Genomic DNA, 17,240 nt, shown 5'->3' with positions numbered 1-17,240 from the left:
GCGAAGAGGAGATATCGATGATATCGGGATTGACGGTTTCGGAGCGCCATCTGGCCCTCTTCGTGCTCGGCGCGCTCGCCCTGACGGGGCTCGCCATGGCAGTGGCCGGGCGGGGTGATCCGCTGGCCGTGCACGGCTATATCGTGCTGGTCTTCAGCGTCGGCCTCGGCTTCGTCGTGCTCTCCGCACTCTTTTCCCCGGAGCCGCCGGAAAGCCGGCTTTCCGAATATTATGACGACCCGACGCGGGTCGGCATCATCCTGTCGCTCGCCTGGGCGGTGGTCGGCATGTTCGTCGGCGTCTGGGTCGCCGCACTGCTCGCCTGGCCGGAACTGACCTTCGTCGACAGTGCCTGGGCAAGCTTCGGACGCCTCCGGCCGGTGCACACGTCGGGTGTCATCTTCGGCTTTGGCGGCAATGCGCTGATCGCCACCTCCTTCCACGTGCTCCAGCGCACCTGTCGCGCGCGACTGCCCGACCAGTTCAGCCCGTGGTTCGTGCTGATCGGCTACAATCTCTTCTGTCTCGTCGCCGCCACCGGCTACCTGATGGGCATGACGCAGTCGAAGGAATATGCCGAACCGGAATGGTATGCCGATATCTGGCTGGTCGTCGTCTGGGTCGTCTATTTCTTCATCTACATCCGTACGCTGCAGCGCCGCAAGGAACCGCATATCTATGTCGCCAACTGGTACTACATGGCCTTCATCCTGGTCGTGGCGGTGCTGCATATCGTCAACAACCTCGCCGTGCCCGTCTCCTTCGGCCATGCCAAGAGCTATTCGCTCTTCGCGGGCGTGCAGGACGCCATGACGCAATGGTGGTACGGCCACAACGCCGTCGCCTTCTTCCTGACGGCCGGCTTCCTCGGCATGATGTACTACTACCTGCCGAAGCGCGCCGAGCGGCCGATCTTCTCCTATCGCCTCTCGATCATCAGCTTCTGGGGCATCACCTTCATGTATATGTGGGCGGGCGCGCACCACCTGCACTACACGGCCCTGCCGCAATGGGTGCAGACCCTCGGGATGACCTTCTCCATCGTGCTGCTGGTGCCGTCCTGGGCATCCGCCGGCAACGCACTCGCGACGCTCAACGGCGCCTGGCACCGGGTGCGTGACGACGCGACCCTGCGCTTCATGATGGTCGCGGCGGTGTTCTACGGGCTCTCCACCTTCGAAGGCTCCTTCATGGCGATCCGCGCCGTCAACTCGCTCTCGCACTATACCGACTGGACCGTCGGCCATGTGCATGCCGGCGCACTCGGCTGGGTGGCGATGATCACCTTCGGCTCGCTCTACGCCCTCGTGCCGTGGATGTGGAAGACGGAGCGCATGTATTCGCCCAGGCTGATCGAGGTGCACTTCTGGCTCGCGCTTGCCGGCACCGTCGTCTACGTCTTCGCCATGTGGAATTCAGGCATCATCCAGGGCCTGATGTGGCGCACCTACAACGACAGCGGCACGCTCGCCTATTCCTTCATCGACAGCCTCGTCGCCATGCATCCCTATTACATCGCCCGCGCGTTCGGGGGCTTGCTGTTCCTCTCCGGCGCCGTCGTCTGCTCGTTCAATGTCTGGATGACGATCCGCATGGCGCGACAGGCGCGTGCCGCAGAGCCGGCCGGCGACGTTCCCCTCTACGGCAAGGCCGGCGCAGCCCAGGCAGGAGAATGACGATGAAGGAATTCTTCCACCGCAAGCTCGAGCGCAATGCCATCGGCTTCGTTCTGGCCATCGTCGGCGTCGCCTCCATCGGCGGCCTCGTCGAGATCGCCCCGCTCTTCACCATCGGCGAAACGGTGGAGGAGGCGCCCGATATGCGGCTCTACACGCCGCTGGAGCTTGCCGGCCGCAATCTCTACATCCGCGAGGGCTGTTATGCCTGCCACTCGCAGATGATCCGCACGCTGCGCGACGAGGTGGAGCGCTACGGCCCCTATTCGCTGGCCGTTGAATCGAAGTACGATCACCCGATGCTCTGGGGCTCCAAGCGCACCGGGCCGGACCTCGCCCGCCTCGGCGGCAAGTATTCCGACGCCTGGCATGTCGCCCATCTCGTCAATCCGCGCGATGTGGTGCCCGAATCTGTCATGCCGCGCTACGGCTGGCTGAAGCGCAATGCGCTGAGGATCGACGATCTCGGCGAACATCTTGCCGCCCAGCGCGCCGTCGGCGTGCCCTATACGGATGCGATGATCGAAAGCGCCACCGCCGACACCCGTGCACAGGCCAACCCCGATGATGCCGGCGCTTCCGGCGTCAGCGAGCGCTACGGCGAGGCGACCAATGTGCGCGCCTTCGACGGCAATCCCGGCCTTCTGACCGAGATGGACGCGCTGGTCGCCTATCTCCAGATCGTCGGCCAGCTGACGAAGGCGGCGCAGCAGCAGATGGCAACGGCGGAGTGAGGCGATGGACATCGATCACAACAGCGTCGTCGCCTTCGCCAAGAGCTGGGGCCTGTTCTACCTGATCCTGCTTGCCGCGGGCGTCGTGATCTACGCGCTCTGGCCGGGCAACCGGCAGCGCTTCGATCGCGCCAAGACGAGCATTCTCGACAAAGACGACCGGCCGGGGGACTAGGACATGGCAACCGAAAGACACGATCCCACAACCGGACGGGTCACCACCGGGCACGAGTGGAACGGCATCGAAGAGCTGGACACGCCGATCCCGCGCGTCGTCCTGTTCTTCCTCACCGTCACCACGCTGTTTGCCATCGTCTACTGGATCCTGATGCCGGCCTGGCCGCTCGGCGTCTCCTATACGAAGGGCCTGCTCGGCATCGACCAGCGCACTGTCGTGACGCAGCAGGTCGAGGATGCCGCCGCAGCCCGTGCGGCCTGGACCGGCCGCATCGCCGAGGCGAGCCTTGCGGAGATCGCCGCGGACGACACGCTGATGCAGCATGTGCGCGAGACCGGCCGCACGCTGTTCATCGACAACTGTGCCGCCTGCCACGGCACACGCGGCACCGGCGGGCCGGGCTTCCCCAACCTAGCGGCGAAGGCCTGGCTTTGGGGCGGTGAGCCGGAGACCATCGCCGAGACGATCCGCATCGGTATCAACTCCACCAACGAGGAGACGCGCGTCTCGCAGATGATGGCCTTCGGCCGCGACGGCATTCTCGACGACAGGCAGGTGCGAGCCGTCGCCGCCTATGTGCGCTCGCTCTCGGCCCTGCCGATGAGCGAGGCCGACGCGGCTGCAGCCGAGGCCGGCAAGGAAGTGTTCACCGCCAACTGCGTCGCCTGCCACGGTGAAGACGGTCGCGGCAGCACGGAAGCCGGCGCGCCCGACCTTACCGATGCAACGTGGATCTACGGCAGCAGCGCGCAGACCGTCTATTCCTCTGTCTATTCCGGCCGGCAGGGCCATATGCCCCATTGGGAAGGCCGCCTTTCGCCGGTCGATATCAAGCTGCTGGCGCTCTATGTCGGCACGCTGACGGAAGGCGCACGATGAGCGGCGCGGCAAGCGAAGCGCGCCGGCCCGGGCGCATCAACGGGCGGCTCGCCGCGTTCATCGTCGTCGCAGCCGGCCTTGCCGTCTTCGCGGGCGCCAATGCGCATCTCGTCTATGTCGCGCTGACATCCCAGCCCGATTGCGTGCAACACCTGAAGACGGAGGGCCAGGACGGCGCGTACCGCGCCGCGCGGCCGTCCTGCTAAGAGAGGAAGGATACCATGGGAACGACCGACAAGACCGGTAGCGCGCCCGTGCCGCTCGCCGAACAGCGCCGCCGCCACCTGCCGGCCGGCGCCGCGCTCGGCTGGCTCACCGCCGGCTGGCGCGACCTCTGGCGCAACCCGCTGCCGAGCCTCGCTTACGGCTTCGCCGTCTTCCTCCTGTCGCTGGCGGTGGTCTGGGGCCTCTTCCGCCTGGAGCTCGACTATATTCTCTTCCCCGCGCTTGCCGGCTTCATGGTGGTCGGCCCGCTGGTGGCGATCGGCCTCTATCGCAAGAGCCGGGACCTCGAGGAGGGCATCCCGCCAAGCCTGTCGCGCATGATCTTCGTGAAAACGGAATCCGGCGCGCAGGTATGGTACACGGGCGCGATTCTCTGCCTGCTGATGCTGGTCTGGATGCGTGCCGCCGTCATCATCTACGCGCTCTTCGTCGGGCTCCGGCCTTTTCCCGGCCTCGACCATATCGTCGCCATGCTGCTTTCCACCCCGGAAGGGCTCGGCATGCTCGTCGTCGGGACGGCGGTCGGCGGGCTTTTTGCCGCCTTCTCCTTTGCCATCAGCACCTTTGCCATTCCCATGCTGCTGGCGGAGAAGACGGATGCCTTCACCGCGATGGGCACGAGCATTTCGCTGACCTTCCGCAACCTGCCGGTCATGCTGGCCTGGGGCGCCATCGTGCTGGCGCTTACCGTTGTCGCCATCGCGACAGGGTTCCTCGGCCTCATCGTCATCTTCCCGCTGCTCGGCCATGGCACCTGGCGCAGCTACAGGGCGATCCGATGAGAGGCCGCCCCGCCCCTGCCCGCACCATCGTCATCGACGGCAAGCCGTTGCCGGAAGTGCTCGACGAAGCGATGATCCATGCCGTGGTACACGGTTTCTATGACGAGATCCGCGCGGATGCGCTGCTCGGCCCGGTCTTCAACGGCGCGATCCCGCCGGAGGACTGGCCGGTGCATCTTGCCAAGATGTGCGACTTCTGGTCTGCGACGCTGCTGCGCACCGGCCGCTACGAGGGCCGCCCCCTGCCGCCGCACCTCGCGATTCCCGAACTCCGGGAGCAGCACTTCCACCGTTGGCTCACGCTGTTCCGCATGACCGTCGAACGGCTCTGCCCGCCTGAAGTCGCCGACCTCTTCCTTGACCGGGCACTGCGCATCGCGCATTCCTTCCGCCTTGCCATCGCGTTCAGCCGCGGCGAGGATTCCATGGCGATCGCGCCGATTTCGCGAGAAGCAATTTCATGAGTGCAGCCGATGCCACCCCCCTCGTCCTCAGCCGGGACGAGGCAGGAGAGTTCCTCCTGCCGGCCGACATGCTCGCCGCGCGCTTCGGCTGGCCGACGCAGACGCTGCGCGATTACATGCGCCGCGGCCTCGTCGCCTCGCGCGTCGAGCGCGGCGAAGGCGCGGATGCCGGGCGCTGGCGGCTTTCGGTGCGCTGCGGCAACCGCCGCTGGCAGGCCGTCGTCGAGGCCGATGGTACGGTCGGCACGCAGCGCGTCGAGGTGCTTTCCACCGGAGCGCCGAAACCCGCGCGCTGAAAGAGGGTTTGGCCCGATCAGTCGCCGAGGAGCTGGCGGTCGTCGCCGTCGCGCCGGCTGACCAGTTCCTCCTTGATGCTGCGCAGCGTCTTCATCGCCTTGGTCCTGTCAGTGTAGGCCACGAGGTTGGCCAGCATGTCGATGACCGCGAGATAGGCATAGCGCGTGGAGGTGGGCCGGAAGATATTCTTGCCCTCCGGCATTTCGACGGCAATCACCACATCCGCCGCCGCCGCGACGGGCGAGCCGCTCTGCGTGACAACGATGGTGGGAATGCCGCGCCGGCGCAGCAGTTCGAGGCAGTGGACGAGCGCCGAATCGCGGCCGGTGAAGGAGGAGCCGAACACCACCGTGCCCGGCAGGGCCGCCGCGGAGATCATCGCGTTCATGTTGTGGTCGTTCGAAGCGTTGATGCGGCAGCCCAGCCGGAAGAGCCGGTTGTGCAGCTCGTTGACGATCATCGCCGAATTGCCACTCGCCCCAAAGGCTTGGATGAAATCGGCACCGCGCAGCAGACGGGCGGCGGTGTCGAGCGCCGCAAAATCCAGTTGGCGATGCAGCTGGAAGAGGGCGTTCTGCGCCTTGGCGATGATGTCCTCGGCCACTTCCTCCGGCGTTTCGGTCGGCACCTCCGGCTTGACATAGCGCAGGCCCACATAGGTCAATCTGGCGAGCTGCACCTTGAAATCCGGATAGCCCTTGCAACCGAGCCGACGGCAGAAACGCGTGACGGTCGGCGGCGACACCCCGGCCCGGTCGGCCAGCTCGCCGATCGACGAGTTGACGACGAAATCGACATCGTCGAGCGCGAGCTGCGCCAGCTTCCGGTCGAGCCCGGACAACCGGCCATCCTCATCCGACAAGGCGTGAAAAAGGTCCATAGGCTGCGGCCTCCCCCTGCACGGCGCGTCGGTTCGGCGCGCAAATGAAAACAAATTTCTTGTTCGCCCAGTCATAACACAGTGTCGGCCTGCATCAATGGGCTTGGTGGCCACCGCATGAAATTCACCGGATCATTCCGGGGTGCTTTCCTATCCGCCGTGCAGAGACGCCCCAGACTGCCCGGATATCCAGGCATTCTGGGAAGTGATTACCGGAAGTGCCGCGAATTTTCATGACGGTGCCGGTTCGACCGAACGTCAGGACATGAATTTTCAGGAGAACAGGGCCCGTTTTTCAGAAAAATTTTTACGCACTGCCTTCAAATCGGCGTGAGGTGCGGAATGAAGGCCCACCATCGATGAAAATCAGACCCATCAGATGCCACCACATTTTCATGATGCCGCTGATTTTCCTGCGCTTCCAGCCATTCCGGAATATACGTCTCAAGGCGGAACAAGTTGAAATCGATACGGGATTCAACCCGATCGCCACTGTCGTCGCAGCTCCCGCCGATACAGACATCATGAAAATTTCTCACTTTGCTGCATTGCGAGAAAACGGATTACACGAAGATGCGCAAATTGCGCCCCATCCATTGACTTCCGAAGAAATTTCCGCATTATCGAGAAAACAAATTACATCGCCTCTGCGATGATCACTGACGGGAACTTTGCGATCCAGAACACGGCTTCCTGCCGTTCGGCCAGGCACACCGGCGCGGCACGCGCCGGGCGATGACGGCCGGACATCGGCCGGCCTGGACGCCTGCGGAACGGACGCCCATGCGCATCTTCACGGCCTCGCTTGCCACCGAGACCAACACCTTCTCCCCCGTCCCCACGGACATGAACGCCTTCAAGGCCGCTTTCTATGCCGGTCCGGGCGAGCACCCCGACACGCCCACGCTCTGCTCCTCCGTCGTGCCGATCCTGCGCCGGCGCGGCCGGGCCGAAGGCTTTACCGTCATCGAGGGCACCGCCTGCTGGGCCGAGCCCGCCGGCCTCATCCAGCGCCGCACCTTCGAGACCCTGCGCGACCGGATCCTCGGCGAGTTGCAGGCCGCCCTGCCGGTCGATGCCGTCGTGCTCGGCCTGCATGGCGCCATGGTCGCCCAGGGCTACGACGACCCGGAGGGCGACCTGCTCGAGCGGGTCCGCGCGATCGTCGGGCCCGACGTGCTGGTTGCCGCCGAGTTCGACCCGCACAGCCATCTCACCGCCCGGCGCGTCGCTCATCTCGACCTGATGGCGACCTTCCTCGAATTCCCGCACACCGACTTCGAGGAGCGCGGCGAACATGTCGTCGAGCTCGCCCTGCGCACGCTGCGCGGCGAGATCCGCCCCGTCATCTCCACCTTCGACTGCCGCATGATCACCATCTATCCGACGAGCCGCGAGCCGATGCGCTCCTTCGTCGACCGCTTGAAGGCGATGGAGGGCAAGGACGGCATCCTCTCCATCTCCGTCATCCATGGCTTCATGGCCGGCGACGTGCCGGACATGGGCACGCGCATCGTCGTCGTCACCGACGGCGACAGGGCGAAGGGCGCGGCGCTGGCGCAAAGCCTCGGCCACGAACTCTACGGCCTGCGCCACAAGACGGCGATGCCGATGTTCGACACGGAGGCCGGGCTCGACCGGGCGCTTGCCGTGCGCGCCGAACGGCCGGACGTGCCCGTCGTCATCGCCGACGTCTGGGACAATCCGGGCGGCGGGGTGGCGGGCGATGCCACCTATATCCTGCGCCGCATGATGGCGCGGGGCTTGGACAATGTCGCCGTGGCGACGATCTGGGATCCCATCGCCGTCTCCTTCTGCCATGCGGCGGGGGAAGGTGCCGAGCTTGCGCTGCGTCTCGGCGGCAAGTCGGGGCCGGAGGGCGGCGAGCCGCTCGACCTCACCGTCACCGTCCAGGCCGTGTTCGACGCCGGCTGGCAGAGCTTTCGCAACAGCCGGGTGACGCTCGGCCCTGCTGCCGTCGTGCGCCCGCGCGGCTCGACGATCGACATCGTGCTGATCACCAGCCGCACCCAGACCTACGAGCCCGACATCTTCGCCAACCAGGGCATCGACTTCACCCGGAAAGCCTTCCTCCTGGTCAAGTCCACCAACCATTTCCACGCAGGCTTCCAGCCGGTCTCCTCCCAGATCGTCTATGTCGCCGCACCCACCTCCTACCCGACCGATCCCGCAACGACACCCTACAAAAAAGCCAGCCTAAATATCTGGCCACGCGTCAACGATCCGCTCGGGCTTGAAAGCTGAACCACCCGCCGGACGGGAGCCGGCGCGGACACGAACCTTGTAAAATCAGAGGGATATAAGATGAAAAATGCATTTGTCATGATAACCTTGGCCGCGGCACTCGCCAGCACGAGCAGCCTGGCCATCGCCCAGACGACGGATGGCGTCCTCACCGTCGCGACCATCGGCGAGCCGCCGACGCTCGACGTCATGCAGACCGCGACCGACATCGTGCTGACCATCGACCAGCACATTTTCGAGACGCTCTACACCTATGACAACGAGTGGCGTTCCGTGCCGCTGCTGGCGCTCGCCATGCCCGAGATTTCCGAGGATGGCCTGACCTATAGCATTCCGCTGCGCCAGGGCGTCAAGTTCCACGACGGCAGCGATCTCGATGCCAAGGACGTCACCGCCTCGCTGACGCGCTGGATGGCCGTCAACTCCAAGGGCAAGCAGGTCGCCGAAGTGGTGGAAAGCCTGTCCGAAGACGGCCCGAACACCGTCGTCGTCAAGCTGAAGTCGCGCTACGCGCCGCTGCTCGCCACCTTCTCGCAGGCTTCCGTCATCATGCCCTCCGAGAAGATCGCCGACACGCTGACCGAATTCGTCGGCACCGGCCCCTATGCCCTGAAGGAGCGCAAGCCCGACCAGTATACCCAGCTCGTCCGCTTCGACGGCTACACCTCGCCCGAGGGCGAGCCGAGCAACTATGCCGGCAGGCGCGTGGCGATCGCCAAGGAGATCCGCTTCGTGCCGGTTCCCGACGCAAACACCCGCGTCGAGGGCCTGATTTCCGGACAGTTCGACTTTGCCGATTCCCTGCCGGTCAGCGCCTATGAGCGCGTCGAGGCGAGCGGCAAGGCGAAGGCCGTGATCTACGAGAACACCGGCTGGGCCTCGCTCAACATGAACATGAAGGAAGGCCTGCTCATCAAGAAGGAGCTGCGCCAGGCCGTGCAGGCCGCGCTCAACCCGAACGACATGATGCTCGCCGCCTTCTCCGACGAGCGCTTCTTCAGCGTCGATGCCTCGATCTTCCCGAAGGGTTCGCTCTGGTACACCGAGGCGGGCGTTGCGCGCTACGGCGAGGGCGATCCGGAAGAGGCCGGCAAGCTGCTTGCGGATGCCGGCTATGACGGCACGCCGCTGCGCCTGATGACCAGCCGCCAGTACGAGTTCCACTACAAGATCGGCGAGGTCGCCAAGGCCTATCTCGAAGCCGCCGGCTTCAAGGTCGACCTGCAGGTGGTGGACTGGGCGACCCTGACGACCCGCCGCGCCGACCCGAAGGAATGGGACATCTTCATCACCCATTCCAACTTCCCGGGTGACCCGACGACGATCAACACGATCACCGACACCTATCCGGGCTGGTATGTTTCCGAGCAGAAGGCGTCGGCCGCCGCCACCTACATGAACGCCGTGTCCGACACGGACAAGCAGACGGCCTGGGAAGGCATCCAGACCGTGATCTACGACGATGCGCCGCTCTTCAAGGTGGGCAACTTCAACGCGGTCACGGGCGTCGGCGCCGGTATTTCCGACTACAAGCCGACCTACTGGCCGCATTTCTGGAACGTAACGCCCAAGAAGTAAGGGGGAAATCATGGCAAGGATCGTCCGGGCACTGTTGAACCGGCTGGGGGGCATGGCCATCGTGCTCGCCCTCGTCGTGACGGTGGTTTTCGTCATCGTCCGCGTGACACCGGGCGATCCCGCCGCCGTGATGCTGGGGTCGGATGCGACCCCGCAGGACATCGCCGAACTGCGCACGAAAATGGGGCTCGATGCGCCGCTGATCACCCAGTATGGCCAGTTCGTGCTCGGCATATTGAAGGGCGATCTCGGCCAGTCGATCTTCCTCAACCAGCCGGTGACCTCGGCGCTTGCCGCACGGGCGGAGCCGACCTTCTTCCTCACGCTGTTCTCGATCCTGATCGCGGTTGCGATCGCGTTGCCGGTCGGCATCCTCTCGGCCGTCAAGCGGGGCACGCTGTTCGACCAGGTCGTCGTGACGCTGACCATGGTGGCGGCAAGCGTGCCGAGCTTCTGGCTCGGCCTCATGCTCATCCAGGTCTTCGCCGTCGGCCAGGGCTGGTTCCCGGCCTCCGGCTACGGCGGGCCGGACACGGCCTTCCTCGAGCGGCTGCACCATCTCGTGCTGCCTGCCGTGGCGCTCGGCATCGTCAATTCGGCACTGATCACCCGCTTCACCCGTGCCGCCATGCTGGACGTTCTGGGTGACGACTATGTGCGCACCGCCCGTGCCAAGGGGGCGAGCGAGCGGCGCGTCATCCTCAAGCATGCCCTGAAGAACGCCTTGATCCCGATCATCACCGTGATCGGCCTCTCTATCGCCATGCTGGTCGCCGGCGCGGTGGTGACGGAAACGGTCTTCGGCCTGCCGGGCGTCGGCAATCTCGTGGTCTCGGCCGTGCTGCGCCGCGACTATCCCGTCATTCAGGGTACGCTGCTCGTCGTCGCGGCGATCTATGTGCTCATCAACTTCATCGTCGACATGCTCTACATCCTCGTCGATCCGCGGGTGCGCCTATGATGACCGCCTCCCTCTCCATGCCGCTCGTCTCCAGCCTGCGGCGGCTCTTCCGCAACAAGGCCATCCTCATCGGCGCGATCATCCTTGCCATCGTGCTCGTGGCGGCGATCCTTGCCCCGTGGGTCGCACCCTATGCGCCGAACAAGCTGTCGATTGTCAACAAGCTGAAGCCGCCGTCCCTCGCCCATGTCTTCGGCACCGACGAATTCGGCCGCGACATCTTTTCCCGCGCCATCTATGCGGGACGCATCTCGCTGCTCGTCAGCCTCGGCGTCGTCTGCATCTCCACGGTGCTCGGCGTCATCATGGGGGTCGCAGCCGGTTTCTTCCGCAAGCTCGACGCGCCGATCTCCCGGCTGCTCGATGCCATGATGTCCTTCCCGGACATCCTGCTCGCCATCGCGCTGGTCGCTGCGCTCGGGCCGTCGCTCACCACGGTCATCCTGGCGCTCGGCATCACCTATGCGCCGCGTCTTGCCCGTATCGTGCGCGGCTCGACACTGGTGCTGCGCGAGCTGCCCTACATCGAGGCCGCCGTCGCCATGGGCCTGCCGACCTGGCAGATCCTGACGCGCCATGTGCTGCTCAACCTCGCCTCGCCCATCCTCGTGCAGGCGACCTTCGTCTTCGCCTCGGCGATGCTCGCGGAAGCAAGCCTGTCCTTCCTCGGCGTCGGGGTTTCCACCGATATGCCGACCTGGGGCACCATGCTCGCCTCCGGCCGCGAATACATGAACAACGCCCCCTGGCTGATGGTGTTTCCGGGCCTTGCCATCGTCTTCTCGGTCCTCGCCCTGCAATTGCTCGGCGACGGGCTGCGCGATCTCGTCGATCCGCGCCTTGCGAAGGAAAGCTGACCATGACCGCTCCCACGAACCGGCCGGTGCTCTCGGTCGAGAACCTGACGACCTCCTTCAAGACTGCCGAGGGGTGGCGCGCCGTCATCCGCGACATCAACGTCGAGGTGAATGCCGGCGAGACCGTCGCCATCGTCGGCGAATCGGGCTCGGGCAAAAGCGTCACCGCACTGTCCACCATGCGCCTCCTGCCGGCAGGCCGGGCGCGCTGCGAAGGCCGCATCCTGCTCGAAGGACGCGACCTCCTGAAGGTGAGCGAAGCGGAGATGCGCTCGGTGCGCGGCGGCACGATCGGCATGATCTTCCAGGAGCCGATGACCTCGCTCAATCCGGTCTTCACCATCGGCAACCAGGTTGCCGAGGCCCTGGTGCTGCACCGGGACCTGTCATGGAGCGCCGCGGAGGCCGAAGCGCTGCGGCTGATGGAGCGCGTGCGCATCCCCGCCGCGAAAAGCCGTCTCAACGAATATCCGCACAAGTTCTCCGGCGGCATGCGCCAGCGCGTGATGATCGCCATGGCACTCGCCTGCCGCCCGAAACTGCTTATCGCCGACGAGCCGACGACCGCGCTCGACGTGACCGTGCAGGCCGAAATCCTCCATCTGCTGCGCGAACTGCAGCGCGAGGAGAACATGGGCGTGCTCTTCATCACCCATGACATGGGCGTGGTCGCCGAGGTGGCGGACCGCACCCTCGTGATGTTCCGCGGCGACATGGTCGAGACCGGCCCGACGCCGCAAATCTTCGCGGCGCCCAAGGCGATCTATACCAGGGCGCTGCTCGCCTCCATCCCGCGCCTCGGCACGATGGGCGATGCTGCTGCACCCCGCCGCTTCCCGAATGTCGATCCCGCCACCGGCGAGGCCAGCGACGGCGGCGTGACGTCGCCCGTTCCCGATGGCGTGCAGCCGATCCTGAAGGTGGAAAAACTCGCGGTCCGCTTCGCGCTGCCGCAGGGGCAGATCCATGCGGTCGAAGGCGTCTCCTTCGACCTGAAGCCCGGCGAGACGCTGGCGCTGGTCGGCGAATCGGGCTGCGGCAAATCCACCACCGGCCGGGCCATCATGCGCCTCGTCGATCCGAGCGCCGGTTCGATCACGGTCGACGGGCAGGATGTGACGCAGGCGAGCGCCGGTTCGCTGCGCGCCATGCGCCGCACCTCGCAGATGATCTTCCAGGATCCGTTCGCCTCGCTCAACCCGCGCATCACCATCGGCTCGGCGATTGCCGAACCCATGCTGGCGCATGGCCTGATGGGGCGGCGCGAGGCGAAGGACAGGGTGGCCGAACTCCTGCAGCAGGTCGGCCTCTCCGCAACGATGGCCGACCGGCATCCACACGAATTTTCCGGCGGCCAGCGGCAGCGCATCTCGATTGCCCGGGCGATCGCGCTGCAGCCGAAGCTCATCGTCGCCGACGAAGCGGTCTCGGCGCTCGACGTGTCGGTGAAGGCGCAGGTTTCGAACCTCCTGCTGGATCTGCAGGAACAGCACCGCCTCGCCTATCTCTTCATCTCGCACGACATGGCGGTGGTGGAGCGTGTCAGCCATCGCGTCGCCGTGATGTTCCTCGGCGAGATCGTCGAGATCGGCCCACGGGCGGCAATCTTCGACAATCCGCAGCACGCCTATACACGCCGCCTCATCTCCGCCGTGCCGATCCCCGACCCTGCCCGGCGCGGCCAGTTGAACCCGCCGCTCAACGAGGAGATCAAGAGCCCGCTGCGCCCGCACGGCTATGTGCCGCCCAAGCGCACCTACCGCGAGGTCTCACCGGGGCATTTCGTTCAGGACAGCATGGCTGCCTGACGCCCGATCGACGCTCCCCCAAGCCTGCCCGCCGGTCGCATCGTGCGCCGGTGGGCTTTTTTGTGTTTGCCGCGACAGCCGCACGCGAAAACCCTAATTTTTCCCGCTTCACGCGAACCGTTGCACGGGCGCCTCAGGGCGCATGCCTCGCGCCAGCCAGACCTGCAAATTAACCTTTTGTTAACCATTCCATCGGTACACCGAAGCAACCGAAAATTAACGAAGATGACTGACGTGTTAACCCAACCACGGCCGATCCGCCTCAAGGGGCGCTCTTTCCTTGCGCTTGCGCTGACCCCGGAGCTGCCCTTCGAGGACTGGCTGGTGCGGCTTGACGATCTGGCGGCGCGGTCCGCCGGCTTCTTCCTGCGGCGTCCAGTGGTGCTGGATGTCGATGGGCTGGATATCGAGAAGGCGGAGCTTCGCGAACTCGTCAGCCAGCTGAACGCCCGCAACGTGCGCGTCATGGGCATCGAGGGCGCGCGGTCCTCGCTGCTCGGCGCAGACATGCCGCCGGCCATGACCGACGGCCGCCCGGCCGGCGACATCGAGGCGCCGGTTGCGGAGGAACGCACGGAAAAGGCCGGCAAGGCAAAGAAGACGGAAAAGGCGGAACAGCCCGCCGAATCGATCGTGGTGCCCGCAAGCCCGCCGCCGATGCAGGCGGTGCCGTCGATGGTCGTCGCCCGCCCTATCCGCTCGGGCCAGTCCATTTTCTTTCCAGAAGGCGATGTCACCATCATCGGCTCGGTCGCATCAGGCGCGGAAATCGTCGCCGGCGGCTCGATCCACGTCTATGGCCCGCTGCGCGGCCGGGCCATGGCCGGCACAATGGGCAATGCTTCTGCGCGCATCTTCTGCCGCAAGCTCGAAGCAGAACTGATCGCCATCGACGGCTTCTACAAGACCGCCGACGACATGGAACCGGACCTGCGCGGCAAACCCGTGCAGATCTGGCTGGAAGGCGAAGCAATCAAGGCAGCAACACTCGGCTGAACCGAGGACGGTTCAAACAACGGAGAGGTCAATGGGCAAGGTAATCGTGGTCACATCGGGCAAGGGCGGCGTCGGCAAGACGACGTCGTCTGCCGCGCTCGGCGCCGCGCTGGCGCAAAACGGCGAGAAGGTCGTGGTCGTGGATTTTGACGTCGGCCTGCGCAATCTCGACCTCGTCATGGGTGCGGAACGCCGCGTCGTCTATGACCTCGTCAACGTCATCCAGGGCGAAGCCAAGCTGACGCAGGCGCTGATCCGCGACAAGCGCGTCGAGACGCTCTACCTGCTGCCGGCGTCCCAGACCCGCGACAAGGACAATCTCACGCCCGAGGGTGTCGAGCAGGTCATCGCCGCCCTGAAGAACGCCTTCGACTGGGTGATCTGCGACAGCCCGGCCGGCATCGAACGCGGCGCGACCCTTGCCATGCGCCACGCCGACGTGGCGATCGTCGTCACCAATCCGGAAGTCTCGTCCGTACGCGATTCGGACCGCATCATCGGTCTGCTCGATTCCAAGACGCTGAGGGCGGAGAACGGCGAGCGCGTCGAAAAACACCTGCTTTTGACGCGCTACGACGCCGTGCGCGCCGAGCGCGGCGACATGCTGAAGGTCGATGACGTCCTGGAAATCCTCTCCATCCCGCTGCTCGGCATCATCCCCGAGAGCATGGACGTGCTGCGCGCCTCGAACGTCGGGGCTCCGGTGACGCTCGCCGACGGACGCTCGGCTCCGGCACTCGCCTATTTCGAAGCTGTCCGTCGCCTCAAGGGCGAGACCCTGCCGGTCACGATCCCCGGCGACAAGCGCAGCTTCCTCGGCAAGATTTTCGGAAGGAAGGCGGCATGAATCTGTTCCGTTTTTTCTCCCGCGCCCAGTCGGCGCCGGCAGCGCGCGAGCGACTGCAGGTGCTGCTCGCCCATGAGCGGGCCGCCACCGGTGACGTGGACCTCGTCAACAAGCTGCGCGACGAGATTCTGAAGGCAATTTCCAAGCACATGCAGGTTGATGACGAGAAGGTCTCGATCAAGATGGAGCGCGGCGCGCAGGTTTCGACGCTTGCCGTCGACATCGAGATCCCGTTCGACGCCGGCAAGAAGGCGGCTTAAGGCGTCCCCCTCCGCTGCCACAAACAAAAAAACGCCCGGTGAAAGCCGGGCGCCTACCGTTTCAAAGATCGCTCGCCGAGACGTAGAGTGCGGCGAGCGCTTCGAAGCCAGCCTGGTCCTCCGCCGTGAACCGGCCGGGCAGCGGGCTGTCGAGATCGAGAACACCAAACACGACGCCGTCGCGGACGAGCGGCGTGACGAGTTCCGAGCGCGAGGCGGCATCGCAGGCAATATGCCCTGGAAAGGCGTGCACATCCGGCACGAGCTGGCTTTTGCACTCGGCCACCGCGCTGCCGCAGACGCCCTTGCCGACAGGGATGCGCACACAGGCGACCTTGCCCTGGAACGGCCCGAGCACCAGTTCCTGCGGCGTTTTCAGGAAGTAGAAGCCCGCCCAGTTGAGATCGGCGACCGCGCCGAAGATCAGCGCGGAGAGGTTCGCCGCGTTGGCGATGGCATCGCGCTCGCCATGTAGCAAGCCCTCGGCCTGGGCGAGCAGCTCGCGGTAGAAGCCGATTTTGTCGGCCGCCTCGATTTTCCGGATCTCATGCATGGCAGTCCTCATGGACGACGGTTTTCATCGGATCGTCGATAGACCCGGGCAGCTGACCTTGCAAGGGTGGAGACCGGCGCGGAATCAGCCGGCTGCTTACGGCCTCATTCCACAATGTAGCGTTTTGCAAGCCGCGCTTCGGCACGCAGGGCATCGGCGCGATCCGGCCTTTGATGACGGTCCATTTCGGCAGCCGCGCGCTCGCGCTCGGCGATGTCGGCCAGCAGGATCGCCCGCACCTGCGCAGCGCTCAGGGAAAGCCGTTCGACCTCCGCCGACCCGTCGCAGAAGCTGTGGTGATCTGCGGCACGGTGCCCCGGCTGAAGCGGCGGCGCTTCGGCGTTGTCGATCGCCGCGACGAGCGTCCGGATCAGTTTTGCCTCGTCGGGGCGGCCCTCCTTTATGGCGGCGCGCAGATCGCCGCGCATGCGGGCTTTCATTTCACCGGCGGCATCGCTTGCCTTGTCGACATTCCCTTGCGGTTGAATTACCATCTCAACGTCCTTCAATATTCCATAAAAATCTATTTACATAGAGCAATAAGGAATAAATCAGAGCACATCACATGACGCAACAGCTTTTGACCGTCGAACAGGCAGCGCAGCAGCTGAACCTGCACCCGAAAACCGTGCTGCGGTATATTCACGACGGGCGGCTGCCTGCAACGCGGGTCGGAAAATCCTACCGCATCCTCCGGGTCGACCTGGACGCGCTTGCCGGCGTCGCAAGCGGGGGAAGCAAACCGGACGGGAGCGCCCGCACGACCTGCATAACGGACATCCCCGACATCACGCTCGAGGCCGCGGAACGCATGGCGACATTTCTCCAGGCCGTCGCGCTTACCGGGAACGCCGGCACCCCGCCACTGCATCTCCAGACGGCATTCGACCCACAGGCGGGAACACTGAAGATCATCGCGATCGGCAGCCCTTCGGATGTCGGCAAGCTTCTGGAAATGATGCATCTTCAGATGCGGGCGCGGTGAGAGGCGGTCCTGTCG

The 17,240-nt window shown here is 65.2% G+C and carries 21 protein-coding genes; 18 read left to right on the top strand and 3 right to left on the bottom strand.

Annotated features, from left to right (window positions below; genetic code table 11):
- The first annotated feature begins 17 nt into the window (after window positions 1-17).
- The 8 genes from ccoN to AKG11_RS24100 are packed head-to-tail and all read left to right on the top strand — an operon-like array spanning window position 18 to window position 5,234.
- A complete protein-coding gene (ccoN, locus tag AKG11_RS24135; RefSeq protein ID WP_024270618.1) occupies window positions 18-1,676 on the top strand; it encodes a cytochrome-c oxidase, cbb3-type subunit I in 1,659 nt (552 codons plus the stop codon).
- A 2-nt stretch (window positions 1,677-1,678) separates the two neighbouring features.
- Window positions 1,679-2,410: a cytochrome-c oxidase, cbb3-type subunit II gene (ccoO, locus tag AKG11_RS24130; RefSeq protein ID WP_050745754.1), complete on the top strand. Its 732-nt coding sequence runs from the start codon at window positions 1,679-1,681 to the stop codon at window positions 2,408-2,410.
- A gap of 4 nt (window positions 2,411-2,414) precedes the next feature.
- The gene (locus tag AKG11_RS24125) at window positions 2,415-2,585 is read left to right on the top strand and encodes a CcoQ/FixQ family Cbb3-type cytochrome c oxidase assembly chaperone (protein ID WP_023515681.1); all 171 of its coding nucleotides are present in this window, start codon (window positions 2,415-2,417) and stop codon (window positions 2,583-2,585) included.
- A 3-nt stretch (window positions 2,586-2,588) separates the two neighbouring features.
- Window positions 2,589-3,467, top strand: coding sequence for a cytochrome-c oxidase, cbb3-type subunit III (gene ccoP / locus AKG11_RS24120; protein ID WP_050745753.1), 879 nt, complete (start codon window positions 2,589-2,591; stop codon window positions 3,465-3,467).
- On the top strand, window positions 3,464-3,673 hold the full coding sequence (locus tag AKG11_RS24115) for a hypothetical protein (RefSeq protein WP_050745752.1): 210 nt from the start codon (window positions 3,464-3,466) through the stop codon (window positions 3,671-3,673). The genes ccoP and AKG11_RS24115 overlap by 4 nt, the downstream gene beginning before the upstream one ends.
- A 15-nt stretch (window positions 3,674-3,688) precedes the next feature.
- Entirely contained in the window at window positions 3,689-4,474 is a 786-nt protein-coding gene (locus AKG11_RS24110; RefSeq protein WP_050745751.1) for a DUF2189 domain-containing protein, read from the top strand.
- The gene (locus tag AKG11_RS24105; protein WP_050745750.1) at window positions 4,471-4,938 is read left to right on the top strand and encodes a group III truncated hemoglobin; all 468 of its coding nucleotides are present in this window, start codon (window positions 4,471-4,473) and stop codon (window positions 4,936-4,938) included. Before AKG11_RS24110 ends, AKG11_RS24105 begins: the two co-directional genes overlap by 4 nt.
- Complete coding sequence (locus AKG11_RS24100; RefSeq protein WP_024270619.1) at window positions 4,935-5,234, top strand: DUF6522 family protein; 300 nt, start codon at window positions 4,935-4,937, stop codon at window positions 5,232-5,234. Before AKG11_RS24105 ends, AKG11_RS24100 begins: the two co-directional genes overlap by 4 nt.
- Window positions 5,235-5,251: 17 nt before the next feature.
- On the opposite strand, the gene AKG11_RS24095 is transcribed toward AKG11_RS24100, so the two are convergent.
- Window positions 5,252-6,115, bottom strand: coding sequence for a MurR/RpiR family transcriptional regulator (locus AKG11_RS24095; RefSeq protein WP_050745749.1), 864 nt, complete (start codon window positions 6,113-6,115; stop codon window positions 5,252-5,254).
- Between the two features lie 395 nt (window positions 6,116-6,510).
- Between AKG11_RS24095 and AKG11_RS34670 the strand changes: the two genes are divergently transcribed.
- The 9 genes from AKG11_RS34670 (at window position 6,511) to minE (ending at window position 15,687) form a co-directional block, all read left to right on the top strand.
- Entirely contained in the window at window positions 6,511-6,771 is a 261-nt protein-coding gene (locus tag AKG11_RS34670; protein ID WP_156334127.1) for a hypothetical protein, read from the top strand.
- A 127-nt stretch (window positions 6,772-6,898) separates the two neighbouring features.
- On the top strand, window positions 6,899-8,380 hold the full coding sequence (locus AKG11_RS24090) for a M81 family metallopeptidase (RefSeq protein ID WP_050745748.1): 1,482 nt from the start codon (window positions 6,899-6,901) through the stop codon (window positions 8,378-8,380).
- 60 nt (window positions 8,381-8,440) lie between these two features.
- Window positions 8,441-9,958, top strand: coding sequence for an ABC transporter substrate-binding protein (locus AKG11_RS24085; RefSeq protein ID WP_050745747.1), 1,518 nt, complete (start codon window positions 8,441-8,443; stop codon window positions 9,956-9,958).
- A 19-nt stretch (window positions 9,959-9,977) separates the two neighbouring features.
- Window positions 9,978-10,919 carry an ABC transporter permease gene (locus AKG11_RS24080; RefSeq protein WP_037404935.1) on the top strand — a complete coding sequence of 314 codons (942 nt, stop codon included), beginning with the start codon at window positions 9,978-9,980 and terminating at the stop codon, window positions 10,917-10,919.
- Window positions 10,916-11,776 carry an ABC transporter permease gene (locus AKG11_RS24075; RefSeq protein ID WP_023516253.1) on the top strand — a complete coding sequence of 287 codons (861 nt, stop codon included), beginning with the start codon at window positions 10,916-10,918 and terminating at the stop codon, window positions 11,774-11,776. The genes AKG11_RS24080 and AKG11_RS24075 overlap by 4 nt, the downstream gene beginning before the upstream one ends.
- Before the next feature lie 2 nt (window positions 11,777-11,778).
- Window positions 11,779-13,584, top strand: coding sequence for an ABC transporter ATP-binding protein (locus AKG11_RS24070; RefSeq protein ID WP_050745746.1), 1,806 nt, complete (start codon window positions 11,779-11,781; stop codon window positions 13,582-13,584).
- A 225-nt stretch (window positions 13,585-13,809) separates the two neighbouring features.
- A complete protein-coding gene (gene minC / locus AKG11_RS24065; protein WP_050745745.1) occupies window positions 13,810-14,580 on the top strand; it encodes a septum site-determining protein MinC in 771 nt (256 codons plus the stop codon).
- A gap of 31 nt (window positions 14,581-14,611) precedes the next feature.
- Window positions 14,612-15,427 (top strand): septum site-determining protein MinD, encoded by an 816-nt coding sequence (gene minD / locus AKG11_RS24060; protein WP_023516256.1) that lies wholly within the window; start codon window positions 14,612-14,614, stop codon window positions 15,425-15,427.
- A complete protein-coding gene (gene minE, locus AKG11_RS24055; RefSeq protein ID WP_023516257.1) occupies window positions 15,424-15,687 on the top strand; it encodes a cell division topological specificity factor MinE in 264 nt (87 codons plus the stop codon). Before minD ends, minE begins: the two co-directional genes overlap by 4 nt.
- Before the next feature lie 61 nt (window positions 15,688-15,748).
- Here minE and AKG11_RS24050 read toward each other — a convergent pair whose 3' ends face one another.
- Together AKG11_RS24050 and AKG11_RS24045 are read right to left on the bottom strand one after the other, a co-directional pair.
- Window positions 15,749-16,240, bottom strand: a complete 492-nt coding sequence (locus AKG11_RS24050) for a GAF domain-containing protein (protein ID WP_050745744.1) — start codon at window positions 16,238-16,240, stop codon at window positions 15,749-15,751.
- Between the two features lie 104 nt (window positions 16,241-16,344).
- On the bottom strand, window positions 16,345-16,749 hold the full coding sequence (locus AKG11_RS24045; RefSeq protein ID WP_156334126.1) for a hypothetical protein: 405 nt from the start codon (window positions 16,747-16,749) through the stop codon (window positions 16,345-16,347).
- A 56-nt stretch (window positions 16,750-16,805) separates the two neighbouring features.
- On the opposite strand from AKG11_RS24045, the gene AKG11_RS24040 reads away from it, so the two are divergent.
- Window positions 16,806-17,225 carry a helix-turn-helix domain-containing protein gene (locus tag AKG11_RS24040; protein ID WP_050745742.1) on the top strand — a complete coding sequence of 140 codons (420 nt, stop codon included), beginning with the start codon at window positions 16,806-16,808 and terminating at the stop codon, window positions 17,223-17,225.
- Window positions 17,226-17,240 lie beyond the last annotated feature (15 nt).

It is taken from the genome of Shinella sp. SUS2 (assembly GCF_001262505.1).
Classification (GTDB): Bacteria; Pseudomonadota; Alphaproteobacteria; order Rhizobiales; family Rhizobiaceae; genus Shinella.
Note: the sequence above shows the minus strand (reverse complement) of the source record. Positions and strands in the feature narration are given on the sequence as shown.